The organism is Actinacidiphila rubida (genome assembly GCF_900110255.1).
Taxonomy (GTDB): Bacteria; Actinomycetota; Actinomycetes; order Streptomycetales; family Streptomycetaceae; genus Actinacidiphila; species Actinacidiphila rubida.
Window position 1 is genome coordinate 355,434 of record NZ_FODD01000001.1, and the last position, 14,324, is coordinate 369,757.

Consider the following 14,324-nt stretch of genomic DNA (forward strand, 5'->3'; position numbering starts at 1 on the left):
GGGAAGCCCCGCTCCGGCGACGGGGTGGGGCTAGCCCCACCCCGGGAACGGAGACCCGCCCCATCGTGGCGGGCGTCCTTCTCCAGCAGTCTGGTGCGTACGCCGGAACGTACGGCTCGCACCACGCTCCACCCTCACCCTTCCCGTCCCCGTACCTCAGGAGAGACCAGTGACAACGGCCACGACGATTCCCACGGCTGGGGGCAGCGGAGAACGTTCGGCCGTCGCCGCTGCAGGCCGCGCGGTGACCAAGGCGTACGGCACCGGCGAGACCCGCGTCGTCGCGCTCGACGCCGTCGACGTCGACATCGCCCGCGGCCGCTTCACCGCGATCATGGGCCCCTCGGGCTCCGGCAAGTCCACGCTGATGCACTGCCTGGCGGGCCTCGACACCGTCTCCGAGGGCCGCATCTGGATCGGCGACACCGAGATCACCGGGCTGAAGGACAAGAAGCTGACCCAGCTGCGGCGGGACAAGATCGGCTTCATCTTCCAGTCGTTCAACCTGCTGCCGACGCTGAACGCGGCGGAGAACATCACGCTGCCGATGGACATCGCCGGCCGCAGGGTCGACCGCGACTGGATGGACCGCGTGGTGGAGACCGTCGGCCTCGGCGGCCGGCTCAAGCACCGCCCCAACCAGCTGTCCGGCGGGCAGCAGCAGCGGGTGGCCGTGGCCCGCGCGCTGGCCGCCCGGCCGGAGATCATCTTCGGTGACGAGCCGACCGGCAACCTGGACTCCCGGGCGGGCGCGGAGGTCCTCGGCTTCCTGCGGCGCTCGGTCGACGAGCTGGGCCAGACCATCGTGATGGTCACCCACGACCCGGTCGCCGCCTCCTACGCCGACCGCGTCCTGTACCTGGCCGACGGCCAGATCGTGGACGAGATGGCCAACCCCACCGCCGACTCCGTGCTGGAGCGCATGAAGTCGTTCGACGGTCGCGGGAGGACGTCGTGACCGTCCTCAAGACCTCGGTGCGCAGCTTCTTCGCGCACAAGGGCAGAATGGCGCTCTCCGCGATCGCGGTGCTGCTCTCGGTCGCCTTCGTGTGCGGCACCCTGGTGCTCACCGACACCATGACGGCCACTTTCGACAAGCTCTTCGGCTCCACCGCCTCCGACGTCACCGTCTCGGCGAAGAAGGTCGACCACGAGCAGAAGACCGGCATGCCCGACACCGTGCCCGCCTCGCTGCAGGACCGGCTGGCGCACGTCAGCGGCGTCGCGAAGTCCGACCCGGACGTGACGAGCACCGACGTCACGGTCGCCGACGCGAAGAACGACAAGATCAGCCCGTCCTCCGGCGCGCCGACGATCGTCAGCAACTGGGACCCGACCGAGAGCCGCGCCGTCGAGCTGTCCTCCGGCCACCTGCCGCAGGCCGCCACCGACGCGGTGCTGGACGCCGACACGGCGAGCAAGCACCACCTGAGGATCGGCGACACGCTGCGCGTCATCGCGGCGCCCGGCGACTTCCGCCTCACCATCTCCGGCATCGTCACCTTCAAGACCACCAACCCGGGCGCGGCCGTCGTCTACGTCGACACCGCCACCGCCCAGTCCAAGCTGCTCGGCCGGACCGACGCCTACACGGGCTTCGGCCTCACCGCGGCCAAGGGCGTCACCGACGACCAGCTGAAGGCCAACGTCAAGGCGGCCGTCGGCAGCGGCTACACGATCGACACCGCGGCCGAGACGAAGAAGAAGGACAAGGACGACGTCGGTGGCTTCCTGAACTTCATGAAGTACGCGATGCTCGGCTTCGCCGGCATCTCCGTCCTGGTCGGCATCTTCCTGATCGTCAACACCTTCTCGATGCTGGTCGCCCAGCGGACCCGCGAGATCGGGCTGATGCGCGCCCTCGGCTCCAGCCGCGGGCAGGTCAACCGGTCGGTGCTGATCGAGGCGGTGCTGCTCGGCGTCACCGGCTCGCTGCTGGGCATCGGCGGCGGCATCGGCATCGCCATCGGCCTGATGAACCTCATGGGCAAGGCCGGCATGAAGCTCGACACCTCCGAGCTGACGATCAAGCCCGCCACCCCGATCATCGGCCTGGTGCTCGGCGTGGTCGTCACCGTCCTCGCCGCGTACATCCCCGCCCGCCGGGCCGGGAAGATCTCCCCGATGGCCGCGCTGCGCGACGCCGGCACGCCGGCCGACGGCAGAGCGGGCCGGGTCCGGGCCGCGCTCGGCGTCCTGATCTGCGCGATCGGCGCGTTCGCCCTGATCGCCGCGGGCCAGGCCAGCAAGGCGTCGGCGGGCGGCAGCCTGCTGGGCCTGGGCGTGCTCTGCTCGCTGATCGGCTTCGTGGTGGTCGGCCCGCTGCTGGCCGGCGTCGTGGTCCGCGGGGTCAGCGCCGTGCTGCTGCGGTTCTTCGGCCCCATGGGCCGGCTCGCCGAGCGCAACGCGCTGCGCAACCCGCGCCGCACCGGAGCCACCGCCTCCGCGCTGATGATCGGCCTGGCCCTGGTCGCCGGCCTGTCGGTGGTCGGCTCCTCGATGGTGGCCTCCGCCGACGACCAGCTCGACAAGTCGGTCGGCGCGGACTTCATCATCACCAGCGGCGGCAACGGCAACCAGCCGATCACGCCGGCCGAGAAGGCCGCGCTCAAGCAGGCCCACGACGTCGAGCGGTTCACCGACTACACCGTCGTCAACGCGGCGATCACCACGCCCAAGGGCAAGGTGATCAACGGCGACCTGAGCGCCGCGGACCCGAGCTACGCCGACGACCTGCGGCTGGACACCACCGCGGGCAGGCTGTCCGACGCGTACGGCACGAACGCCATGTCCGTGCCGGAGGGCTGGGCCAAGACCAACGGCGTGCAGGTCGGCGATCAGCTGAAGGTCGTGATGACCGGCGGCCGCCCCGCCAGCCTGAAGGTCGCCGCGATCACCAGCGACGACACGACGATCGAGCACGGCTCGATGTTCACCAACATCGCCACCGCCCGCAGCTACCTGCCCGCGGACAAGATGCCGGCCGACTTCATGCTCTTCGGCAAGGCCGTGAGCGGCAAGCAGGACGCCGCCTACGCCTCGCTCAAGGCGGCGGTGAAGAACTACCCGGAGATCGACGTCCGCGACCAGGCCGACTACAAGAACCTCATTCACAAGCAGGTCAACCAGCTGCTCTACATGATCTACGTGCTGCTGCTGCTGGCGATCATCGTGGCGGTGCTGGGCGTGGTGAACACGCTGGCCCTGTCGGTGGTCGAGCGCACCCGGGAGATCGGCCTGATGCGGGCGATCGGCACCTCGCGCCGCCAGATGCGGCGGATGATCCGGCTGGAGTCCGTGGTCATCGCCCTGTTCGGCGCGCTGGTGGGCGTGGGCCTGGGCCTCGGCTGGGGCGCGACCGGGCAGCGGGTGCTGGCCTCGCAGGGTCTGGGCATCCTGCAGATCCCGTGGGGCACGATCATCGTGGTCTTCATCGGGTCCGCGGTCGTCGGCCTGCTGGCCGCGCTCCTCCCCGCCTTCCGGGCGGGCCGGATGAACGTGCTGAACGCCATCGCGACGGACTGACGGACTGACCGGCGGCTCGTCCGCGGTAAGGGCCACGCCCGTACCGTCCGTACCCCTCCCCGGCGGCCCCGGAGCGCACCTCGCGCCCCGGGGCCGCCGGCGCGTCCGCCGCGGCCCTTCGGGGCCGGTCCCGCGGCCCGGCGGGACGGGACGCGCCCGCCGGGCGCCGCGGCGTCGTACGCTGGACGCACCCCCGGCCCGTGACACGTGTCGGGCGGTTCGCGTTGCCCCCACACCCCCCTGGGACGGAAATGAGTCTGAACGCTCTGGTCGGCGTCGTCACCGAGGACGCCGCCCTCGCGGAAGCCGTGGCCGCCGCCACCTCCGGCAGCCGTCCGCAGGTCGACCTGGTGGGCCCGCCCGCCGCCCGCCCGCTGGCCGTCGCCGCGCTCGCGGCCCGCGCGGGCCGGACCGTCCTCGCGGTCACCGCGACCGGACGCGAGGCCGAGGACCTGGCCGCGGCCCTGCGCACCCTGCTGCCGCCGGACGGCGTCGTGGAGTACCCCGCGTGGGAGACGCTGCCGCACGAGCGGCTGTCCCCGCGCAGCGACACCGTCGGCCGCCGCCTCGCGGTGCTGCGCCGGCTCGCCCACCCGAGCACCGACGACCCCGCGGCCGGCCCGGTGCAGGTCGTCGTCGCGCCGATCCGCTCGGTGCTGCAGCCGCAGGTCAAGGGACTCGGCGACCTCGAACCCGTGGCGCTGCGCAGCGGGCAGACCGCCGATCTCGGCGCGATCGTCGACGGGCTGGCCGCCGCGGCCTACTCCCGCGTCGAACTGGTCGAGAAGCGCGGCGAGTTCGCGGTCCGCGGCGGCATCCTCGACGTCTTCCCGCCGACCGAGGAGCACCCGCTGCGGGTGGAGTTCTGGGGCGACGACGTCGAGGAGATCCGCTACTTCAAGGTCGCCGACCAGCGGTCCCTGGAGGTCGCCGAGCACGGCCTGTGGGCGCCGCCGTGCCGCGAGCTGCTGCTGACCGGCGACGTGCGGCGGCGCGCGGCGGAGCTCGCCGAGCGCCACCCCGAGCTGCACGAGCTGCTCGACAAGATCGCCGAGGGCATCGCGGTCGAGGGCATGGAGTCCCTCGCGCCGGTCCTCGTCGACGACATGGAGCTGCTGCTGGACGTGCTGCCGGCCGGCGCGATGGCCGTGGTGTGCGACCCGGAGCGGGTCCGCACCCGGGCCGCGGACCTGGTGGCGACGTCGCGGGAGTTCCTGGAGGCGTCCTGGGCCGCGTCGGCGGGGGGCGGCGAGGCGCCGATCGACCTGGGCGCGGCCTCCCTGTGGTCGATCGCCGACGTCCGCGAGCACGCCCGGGAGCTGGGCACCCTGTGGTGGTCGGTGAGCCCGTTCGCGGCCGACGAGGAGGGCGCGACGGACGACGGCGACACGCTGCGCCTGGGCATGCGCGCCCCCGAGCTGTACCGCGGCGACACCGCCCGCGCGCTCGCCGACACCAAGGGCTGGCTGGCCGACGGCTGGCGCACGGTGTTCGTCACCGAGGGCCAGGGCCCGGCCGCGCGCCTGGTCGAGGTGCTCGGCGGCGAGGGCATCGCGGCCCGCCTCGACGTGGACCTGGCGGACCTTGCGCCGTCGGTGGTGCACGTCGCGACCGGTTCGATCGAGCACGGCTTCGTCGACCCGGCGCAGCGCCTGGCGGTGCTCACCGAGACCGACCTGTCGGGCCAGAAGTCGTCCACCAAGGACATGGGCCGCATGCCGTCGCGGCGCCGCAAGACCATCGACCCGCTCACCCTGGCCGGCGGCGACTACATCGTCCACGAGCAGCACGGCGTGGGCCGCTACGTGGAGATGGTCCAGCGCACCGTGCAGGGCGCCACCCGCGAGTACCTGGTGGTGGAGTACGCGCCGGCCAAGCGCGGCCAGCCCGGCGACCGGCTGTTCGTGCCCACGGACCAGCTGGAGCAGGTCACCAAGTACGTGGGCGGGGAGGCGCCGTCGCTGCACCGGCTGGGCGGCGCGGACTGGACGAAGACGAAGGCGCGCGCGAAGAAGGCCGTCAAGGAGATCGCCGGCGACCTGATCCGCCTGTACTCCGCGCGGATGGCGGCGCCCGGCCACACCTTCGGCCCCGACACCCCGTGGCAGCGTGAACTGGAGGACGCCTTCCCGTACGCGGAGACGCCCGACCAGCTCACCACCATCGCCGAGGTCAAGGAGGACATGGAGAAGTCCGTCCCCATGGACCGGCTGATCTGCGGCGACGTCGGCTACGGCAAGACCGAGATCGCGGTGCGTGCCGCGTTCAAGGCCGTCCAGGACGGCAAGCAGGTGGCGGTGCTGGTGCCGACCACGCTGCTGGTGCAGCAGCACTTCGGCACGTTCTCCGAGCGCTACGCGCAGTTCCCGGTCAACGTGCGGGCGCTGTCCCGGTTCCAGAGCGACACCGAGGCCAGGGCGGTCCTGGAGGGCCTGCGCGACGGCTCGGTCGACGTCGTCATCGGCACCCACCGGCTGTTCTCGTCCGAGACGAAGTTCAAGGACCTGGGCCTGGTCATCGTCGACGAGGAGCAGCGCTTCGGCGTGGAGCACAAGGAGCAGCTGAAGAAGCTGCGGGCGAACGTCGACGTGCTCACCATGTCCGCGACGCCCATCCCGCGCACCCTGGAGATGGCGGTCACCGGCATCCGCGAGATGTCGACGATCACCACGCCGCCCGAGGAGCGGCACCCGGTGCTGACGTTCGTCGGACCCTACGAGGAGAAGCAGATCGGCGCGGCGATCCGCCGCGAACTGCTGCGCGAGGGGCAGGTCTTCTACATCCACAACCGGGTCGAGTCGATCGACCGGGCGGCGGCGCGGCTGCGCGACATCGTGCCCGAGGCGCGGATCGCCACCGCCCACGGGCAGATGGGCGAGTCCCAGCTCGAACAGGTCGTCGTCGACTTCTGGGAGAAGAAGTTCGACGTGCTGGTGTCCACCACGATCGTGGAGTCCGGCATCGACATCTCCAACGCCAACACCCTGATCGTCGAGCGCGGCGACAACTTCGGCCTGTCGCAGCTGCACCAGCTGCGCGGTCGCGTCGGCCGGTCGAGGGAGCGCGGCTACGCCTACTTCCTGTACCCGCCGGAGAAACCGCTGACCGAGACCGCGCATGAGCGGCTGGCCACCATCGCCCAGCACACCGAGATGGGCGCGGGCATGTACGTGGCGATGAAGGACCTGGAGATCCGCGGCGCCGGCAACCTGCTCGGCGGCGAGCAGTCCGGGCACATCGCGGGCGTCGGCTTCGACCTGTACGTGCGGATGGTCGGCGAGGCCGTCGCCGACTACCGCTCCGCGCTGGAGTCCGGCGGCGAACCGGAGGAGACGCTGCTGGAGGTGAAGATCGAGCTGCCGGTCGACGCGCACGTCCCCCACGACTACGCGCCGGGCGAGCGGCTGCGGCTGCAGGCGTACCGCTCGATCGCCGCGGCCTCCTCGGAGGAGGACATCGCCGCGGTCCGGGAGGAACTCACCGACCGCTACGGCAAGTTGCCCGAGCCGGTGGAGAACCTGCTGCTCGTGGCGGGGCTGCGCATCCTGGCCCGCCGGGTCGGTGTCGGCGACGTCACCCTGCAGGGCGCCAACGTGCGGTTCGGGCCGGTGGAGTTGCGCGAGTCGCAGGAGCTGCGGCTGCAGCGGGTCTATCCGCGCTCGGTGATCAAGCACGCGACCCGCCAGGTGCTGGTGCCGCGCCCGGCCACCGCGCGGATCGGGGGCAAGCCGGTGGTGGGTCGCGAACTGCTGGAGTGGACCGCGGAGTTCCTCACCACGGTGCTCGGCAGCTGACGCCTCGCACGGTCGCACGCGGCCGCGCTCGATCACGTACGGCCGCGCTCGATCACGCACGCGGCACGAGCCGGGTCCGGGATGCCGGACCCGGCTCGTGCCGCGTGGGGACGGCACCGTGCGCCGTCGCGGCCGCCCGGTTCAGCGGTGGGCGCGGCGCCCGCGGCCCAGCGCCACGGCTCCCGCTCCCGCGGCGACCGCGGCGGCGCCCAGGCCGGCCAGCACGGGCATCGCGCTGTCCGCACCGGTCGCCGCGAGCTGCGGGCCGGGCGCCGAGGTGGTGGCGGTGCCGGACGGTGCGGCGGCCCCCGACGGCGTGCTGCCGGTCGTGCTGACGGTCGGGGCGGCCGTCGGGCTGTGCGTCGGTGACGCGGTCGGCGTGGCGGTCGGCGAGGTGGTGCTCCCGGCCTGCTCGATGACGTAGCCCTCCATGCCGCTGGAGTCGCCCGCGCAGTCCACCGTCTTCCCGGTGTCGCGGTAGGTGTAGCGGTCGGCGAAGAGCCCCTCGAAGGACAACTCGCCGTCGCGCGCGAGCTTCGGCACGTCCGCGCTGATCTCGAACCGCAGGTGGTAGGTGCGGGTGGCGCCGGGTGCCAGGTCGTGCAGGACGTCGGCGCGGCCGGAGCTGCCACCGCTCAGCGTGGTCCACGCGCCGCCGGCGTCCTGCACCTGGACGGTGGCGTACGGGCCGAGTGCCGGGTCGCCGTCGCCGTCGGTCTCCCGCCACGCGCTGCCGAAGGCGACGACGACGGGCAGGGTGGTGCCGCCGATGTTGTGCAGGGTCCCGGTCGCCTCGTGCCAGCCGTCGCCGGCCACCACGACCTTGGGCACGCCCTGCACGTCGGCCCGCAGGCTGTTCTGCTCGTAGTCGCCGTAGGCCGTGGACACGTCCGCGCAGGACGGCAGGGTGGTCGGGTCCGACGGGTCTGGCGCGGTGTCCGCGCGGGCCGGACCCGCGGCCAGCAGCAGGGCGGGGGCGAGGGCGGCGGCGGTGGCCGCGGCGGCGGTGGCTCGGCGGATGCGCATCGGTTCTGGTCGGCCTCTCGGGACGTATGCCAGGTGAACAACGGGCGAGGTGAGCGTGAACTCAGACCGGCCGTGCCCGCCAAAGGTTGTGCCGCGCGGGCGAGGTGAACGCGCTCTCAGGGACCGGAGCCCGCATTGGTCTGGACTATTGACAGGTCCATACCAATGCGCTGGAGTGGGCACCGCCCCCACGCACCCCCCACTCAACCCCCCGCAAGGAGTGGTCACATGTCCAGACAGCGGATCGTCGCGCTACTGGCCGCGCTCGTCGCGGTCGTGGGCCTCGCGGTCCTCGTGCCGATGGCCTCCACCGCCTCCGCCGCCACCTGCGCCGCGCCGTGGAACTCCTCCTCGGTGTACACCGGCGGCATGGCCGCCTCGTACAACGGCCACAACTGGTCCGCGAAGTGGTGGACGCAGGGCGAGACGCCCGGCGCCGCCGACGTCTGGGCCGACCAGGGCGGTTGCGACGGCTCCTCCGGCGGCACCGGCGGCACCACCGGCGGGTCGGGCGGCTGCAACTACCCGGCCTGGGCCGCGGGACGCTCCTACGTCGCCGGCGACATCGTGCAGTACACCAACGGCCTGTTCTACGTCGCCACGCACGACAACCCGGGCTACGACCCGACGATCAGCACCTGGTACTGGAGCCCGTACACCTGCACCGGCGGCGGCACCGGCGGCACCACCCCGCCGCCCAGCGGCGGATTCGTGGTTACCGAGGCGCAGTTCGACCAGATCTTCCCGAACCGGAACTCCTTCTACACCTACAGCGGGCTGACCGCCGCGCTCAGCGCCTACCCGGGCTTCGCCACGACCGGCAGCGACACGGTCAGGAAGCAGGAGGCCGCGGCCTTCCTCGCCAACGTCGACCACGAGACCGGCGGCCTGGTGTACGTCGTCGAGCAGAACACCGCCAACTACCCGACGTACTGCGACTGGAGCCAGTCCTACGGCTGCCCGGCGGGCCAGGCCGCCTACTACGGCCGCGGCCCGATCCAGCTGAGCTGGAACTTCAACTACAAGGCGGCCGGCGACGCCCTGGGCATCGACCTGCTGGACAACCCCAACCTCGTCCAGACCGACGCGGCGGTCTCCTGGAAGACCGGGCTCTGGTACTGGAACACCCAGACCGGCCCCGGCACCATGACCCCGCACAACGCGATGGTCAACGGCGCCGGCTTCGGGGAGACGATCCGCAGCATCAACGGCAGCATCGAGTGCAACGGCGGCAACCCCGCCGAGGTCCAGGACCGGGTCAACGACTACCAGTCCATCACGTCGATCCTCGGCGTCCCGGCGGGCGGCAACCTGTCCTGCTGAGCGGCCCCGCGGCCGGTCCCGCGCGCCCCGTCCCCATGGCGGGGCGCGCGGGATCCGGACCGCGTTAGGGTGCGCAGGTGACGATCACCGCAGCGGGAACCAACGTCCGTCCGCTCGCTCCGGGCCAGCGCGCGCGGCTCCTCGTCGGCGACGTCGACGGCGGCCCCGCCCGGCTGGTGCACGAGACCACCGGCAGTGCCCTGGAAGCGCCCAACTGGACGCCGGACGGCCGCTGGCTGGTCTTCAACCAGGACGGGCTGCTGCTGCGGATCGCGGCGGACGCCGCACCCGGGCGCGGCCCCGGCCCCGAGGTCATCGCCACCGGCGGCATCACCGACGCCAACAACGACCACGTGCTCTCGCCCGACGGCCGCACCCTCTACCTGTCCGCGGGCGACGGCCACATCCACGCCGTGCCGTTCGGGGGCGGCGAGCCGCGCCGGGTCACCAACCCGCCCGCGCCCGGCGACGGCAAGGCCCACCCCTTCCGCCACTTCCTGCACGGCGTCTCGCCCGACGGGCGCACGCTGGCCTACGTGGGCGTCGAGCCGTTCGGCGGCGACGACTGGGGCTACCGCAACATCTACACGTTGCCGGCCGCCGGCGGCCCCGACGTCCGCCTCACCGACACCTCGGCCCCCTCCGACGGGCCCGAGTTCAGCCCGGACGGCGCCTGGATCTACTTCAACTCCGAACTGGAGTCGGCGATCGAGGGCCACGCGCAGCTCTTCCGGATGCGCCCCGACGGCACCGGCCTGACGCGCCTGACCGGCGACGACCGCGTCAACTGGTTCCCGCACCTGTCACCCGACGGCCGCCACCTGCTCTACCTCAGCTTCCCGCCGGGCACCGAGGGCCACCCCGCCGACCGCGACGTGATCCTTCGCCTGATGGACCCCGACGGCGGCGCCCCGCGCGACCTGGTGGCCTTCCCCGGCGGCCAGGGCAGCCTCAACGTGAACAGCTGGGCGCCCGACAGCCGGCACTTCGCGTACGTCGACTACCCGCTCGGCGCGGCGGACGCGGGCCCCGCCGCGCCGCCGCCGCTCTCCTAGTCGCGGCGCAGGACGACGTAGCCCTCGGCGTTGCCGACCACGGAGTACTTCGTCCCGGGGTGCAACTGGGTGGCGTAGACGGCCGGATCGGACACCCAGCCGTTCGTGTCGTCGATGGCGATGTACTGCGGGACGACGCCGGGGGTGTCACCGATCCAGTACACCGTGGTGCGGTGCACCAGCCGGCTGATCGGGCCGACGTTGGCCTCGACGGTCGCCCCGTCGGGGATCTGGCCGAGCAGCTGCTCGACGGCCTTGGTGCGGGCGTCGACCTTGTACGTCGCGCCGTGCGACAGCGAGGCCAGCGGCAGGGTGAGGGTCAGCGCGAGGGCCGCACCGGCCACGGCGGCGGGCGCTCCCGACGCGTACGAGCGCAGCCACGGCATCCGGCTGCGGCGCGACCGGTCGGCGGCGTCGACCAGCGCCAGGAAGACCACCGGCATCAGCACGGCGCTGTAGTGCCAGTCGATGCCCCAGTAGTGGTCGTCGTGCGAGATGAACCGCCAGCCGAGGGTCGGCAGCGCGGCCACGAACAGCGGCGAGCGCAGCGCGAGCAGTCCGCTGGTCGGCAGGAGTATCCACAGCAGGGTGTGCAGCGCCGTGCCGAACGGGATGTGGCCGGGCATCGGGGCGCCGTGCCCGTTGAGCTTGTTCCAGTAGTCGTAGCCGCCCGCCTTGTTGAACGCGGGGATGATCACGCCGAACGCCAGGGCGGAGGCCGCGACCCCGAAGGCGGCCAGCCCGATCGCCCACGGTCCGTACCGCTCGCCGTCGGACATCGGCTCGTCGCGGGCGTCGCCCTCGCCGTCCGGCGGGCTGCCGTCGTCCGCCTCGCCGTCGCCGTCCGCCTCGCCGGTGCGCTCCGCGGCGGTGCCGTGGCCCTCGCCGTCCGCGGCGCTCCTGACGAGGCCGGTGGTGCCGTCCGCATCCGCCGTGCGGTCGGCTGTGCCGTCCGCGTCGCCGCGGTCGGCGCTGTCGGCGCCGGGTGCGGCCTGCTGCGGCGCGGACTCCTGGCGGGTGCGCCACCACACGATCGCGCCGATCGCGGCGGCCGTGACGCCCATGTCCTCCTTGACCAGCACCAGCGGCACCGCCCACCACAGGGCCGCGGCCCACTTCTTGCGCAGCACCGCCTCCAGCGAGAAGGCCAGCAGCGGCATCGCGAACGCGATCTCGTGGAAGTCGAACTGCACCGCCTTCTGCACGCCCCACGACAGCGCGTACGCGGTGCCGATCGCCAGCCCCCGCCCGCGGCCCAGCACATGGGCCGCGCCCCGCGTGACCGGGACGACGGACAGCGCGAAGAGCACGGCCTGGGCGACGAGCAGGGTGACGGGTGTGGGGAACACCCGGTAGAACGGCGCGATCAGTGCGGTGATCGGGCTGAAGTGGTCACCGAGGATGTTGAAGCCGGGGCCCTTGAGGTCGGCGACGGGCGCGTGCAGGTGCGCGTAGGACTTGATGGCCTCCTCGAAGATGCCCAGGTCCCAGGACATGGTCAGCATCTGCCGGTAGCGGGTCACCGACAGCAGCAGGTACGCCACGAAGAACACGGCCGCCAGCAGGTACGGGTCGAGCCGGGCGCCCGGCGGGCGGACCCGTGGTCCGCGGCCCGCCGGCGACCGCTCGGCGCCTGCGCTGCCGGGCTCCGACACGCGGGCGGACGCGCTCCGCTCCGCGGTTCTGGTGCCCTGCGCCGGTATGACGGCCTCGGCCCTGTCCATCGTCGTCCTCCCGTGGCATCGGGTCGGGGTCTGCCGGAAAAGATACGGGACGACACCGTGCCCGCGGGACCCGTGGGACGACCCGGCCGTCACGGCGTGGGCAGGAACCGGCCGCGCGGACGCCGCGGACGGTGGCCGCACGGCAGCCGGTACGTCCGCCGGGCGCGGGCCGGGTGCTGTGGCGCGGCGTCGGCCGGGCCTCGTGGCGGGAGCCGGCGGGATGCGGGCCGCACGGGGTCCGGAGTGCGTGCCGCGGGTCACACGCGGCGCAGCACCAGGCAGTCGTCCTGGTCGGCGACCACCGTGTAGCGGTGGCCGGGGTGCAGGGCCTGCGCGTGGCGCACCGGGTCGTCCTGCCAGCCCGCGGTGTCGCCCAGCGCGATGTACTGCGGGACGACGTCCTCGCCGGAGCCGATCCAGTACACCGTCGTGCGGTGGACGAGGCGGCTCAGCGGGCCGACGTCGGACTCGACCGTCGCACCGTCCGGGATGCGGTCGAGCAGCCGCTCCACGGTCCGGGTGCGGGCGTCGACCCGGTAGGCGCCGGCGTGCGCCAGCCCGGCCAGCGGCAGCTGCACGGTCAGCGCGAGCGCCGCGCCGGCTGACGCCGCCGGCATCGCCGCCGCCCAGCCGCGCAGCCGGTCCCCGGCACGGCGGGCGCCGAACACGCCCCGCGGGCCCGGCCGTTCGAGCGCGGTGATCGCGTCCACCAGGGCCAGGAAGACCACCGGCATCAGCACCGCGCTGTAGTGCCACCCGGTGCCCCAGTTCTCCGGGTAGTGCGAGGAGAACCGCCAGCCGAGGGTGGGCAGCGCCACCAGCAGCAGCGGGGAGCGCAGCGCCAGCAGGCCGCCGGCCGGCACCAGCAGCCACAGCAGGGTGTGGGCCGCCGTGACCACCGGGATGTGCCCGCTCACCGCCCCCTCCCCGTTGATGTGCGCGAACGGGTCGTAGCCGGGTCCGTGGAACATCGGGATCAGCCACCGGACCTCCCAGGCCGACGCCGCGATACCGAAGGCCACCAGCGCCAGCGCGTACGTCCCCGCGGACCCGGACGGTCCCGCCCGCCCCTTCCCCGCCGCCCGGCGGGCCTCACCTGGCGAATCGGCTCGACCCGCCCGCTCCTCGCGCCGCTCGTGCCGGGTCCGCAGCCGGACCAGCAGCCCGATCATCGCGGCCGTGGCCCCCAGGTCCTCCTTGACCAGCACCAGCGGCACCGCCCACCACAGGGCCGCGGCCCACCTCCGCCGCAGCACGGCCTCCAGCGAGAACGCCAGCAGCGGCATCGCGAACGCCACTTCGTGGAAGTCGAAGTCCACCGCCCGCTGCACGCCCCACGACAGCCCATAGGCCACGCCGATGGCCAGCCCCCGGCCGCGGCCGAGCGCCCGGCCCGCGATCCGGGTGACGGGGACGACGGACAGCGCGAAGAGCAGGGCCTGTGCGACGAGGAGGGTGACGGGCGTGGGGAACACCCGGTAGAACGGCGCGATCAGGGCGGTGACCGGGCTGAAGTGGTCGCCGAGCACGCTCGTGCCCGGCCCCTTGAGATCGGCGACGGGCGCGTGGAGGTGGGCATAGGACTTCACGGCCTGCTCGAAGATGCCCAGGTCCCAGGACATCGTGAGCATCCGCCGGTCCCGGGACACCGACAGGGCCGTGTAGGCGCAGAAGAACGCCGCCGCCAGCAGGTACGGGTCCGGCCGGCCGGTGCGCGGCGCGGGTGGGTCCGCGGCGGTGTCGGCCGCCTGGGCCGGGATGGCGGTCTGCCCCGGGAGGACGGCCTCGGCTCGGTCCATGCGGTTCCCTCTTCGTCTCGCGGACGCTCCCGGCACCGGCCGGTTCTCATCCGCTGTGCGTCGATTGTGCAGGAAATG

Annotated in this window: 8 protein-coding genes; 5 read left to right on the top strand and 3 right to left on the bottom strand. The window is 73.1% G+C overall.

What is annotated here, in order from left to right:
• The first annotated feature begins 169 nt into the window (after positions 1 to 169).
• The 3 genes from BMW99_RS01550 to mfd all read left to right on the top strand — a co-directional run bounded on the left by BMW99_RS01550 (position 170) and on the right by mfd (position 7,319).
• Positions 170 to 958: an ABC transporter ATP-binding protein gene (locus BMW99_RS01550; RefSeq protein ID WP_075016081.1), complete on the top strand. Its 789-nt coding sequence runs from the start codon at positions 170 to 172 to the stop codon at positions 956 to 958.
• Positions 955 to 3,525 (top strand): ABC transporter permease, encoded by a 2,571-nt coding sequence (locus BMW99_RS01555; RefSeq protein WP_069463984.1) that lies wholly within the window; start codon positions 955 to 957, stop codon positions 3,523 to 3,525. Before BMW99_RS01550 ends, BMW99_RS01555 begins: the two co-directional genes overlap by 4 nt.
• Positions 3,526 to 3,776: 251 nt before the next feature.
• Positions 3,777 to 7,319, top strand: a complete 3,543-nt coding sequence (gene mfd, locus BMW99_RS01560) for a transcription-repair coupling factor (RefSeq protein WP_075016082.1) — start codon at positions 3,777 to 3,779, stop codon at positions 7,317 to 7,319.
• 141 nt (positions 7,320 to 7,460) lie between these two features.
• Here mfd and BMW99_RS01565 read toward each other — a convergent pair whose 3' ends face one another.
• Positions 7,461 to 8,345, bottom strand: a complete 885-nt coding sequence (locus BMW99_RS01565; protein WP_075016083.1) for a hypothetical protein — start codon at positions 8,343 to 8,345, stop codon at positions 7,461 to 7,463.
• Positions 8,346 to 8,573: 228 nt separating this feature from the next.
• Between BMW99_RS01565 and BMW99_RS01570 the strand changes: the two genes are divergently transcribed.
• Positions 8,574 to 9,668 carry a glycoside hydrolase family 19 protein gene (locus tag BMW99_RS01570; protein ID WP_069467359.1) on the top strand — a complete coding sequence of 365 codons (1,095 nt, stop codon included), beginning with the start codon at positions 8,574 to 8,576 and terminating at the stop codon, positions 9,666 to 9,668.
• A gap of 77 nt (positions 9,669 to 9,745) precedes the next feature.
• Positions 9,746 to 10,723 (top strand): TolB family protein, encoded by a 978-nt coding sequence (locus BMW99_RS01575; RefSeq protein WP_218108540.1) that lies wholly within the window; start codon positions 9,746 to 9,748, stop codon positions 10,721 to 10,723.
• Here BMW99_RS01575 and BMW99_RS38995 read toward each other — a convergent pair.
• Positions 10,720 to 12,447, bottom strand: a complete 1,728-nt coding sequence (locus BMW99_RS38995; RefSeq protein WP_079175889.1) for a DUF2079 domain-containing protein — start codon at positions 12,445 to 12,447, stop codon at positions 10,720 to 10,722. The genes BMW99_RS01575 and BMW99_RS38995 overlap by 4 nt on opposite strands.
• Before the next feature lie 257 nt (positions 12,448 to 12,704).
• Positions 12,705 to 14,246, bottom strand: coding sequence for a DUF2079 domain-containing protein (locus tag BMW99_RS01585; protein WP_075016084.1), 1,542 nt, complete (start codon positions 14,244 to 14,246; stop codon positions 12,705 to 12,707).
• Positions 14,247 to 14,324: the final 78 nt, after the last annotated feature.

Coding starts and splice junctions, on each gene's coding strand:
- BMW99_RS01565 (WP_075016083.1), bottom strand. CDS start 8,345: ATGCGCATCCGCCGAGCCACCGCCGCCGCGGCCACCGCCGCCGCCCTC.
- BMW99_RS38995 (WP_079175889.1), bottom strand. CDS start 12,447: ATGGACAGGGCCGAGGCCGTCATACCGGCGCAGGGCACCAGAACCGCG.
- BMW99_RS01585 (WP_075016084.1), bottom strand. CDS start 14,246: ATGGACCGAGCCGAGGCCGTCCTCCCGGGGCAGACCGCCATCCCGGCC.
- mfd (WP_075016082.1), top strand. CDS start 3,777: ATGAGTCTGAACGCTCTGGTCGGCGTCGTCACCGAGGACGCCGCCCTC.
- BMW99_RS01570 (WP_069467359.1), top strand. CDS start 8,574: ATGTCCAGACAGCGGATCGTCGCGCTACTGGCCGCGCTCGTCGCGGTC.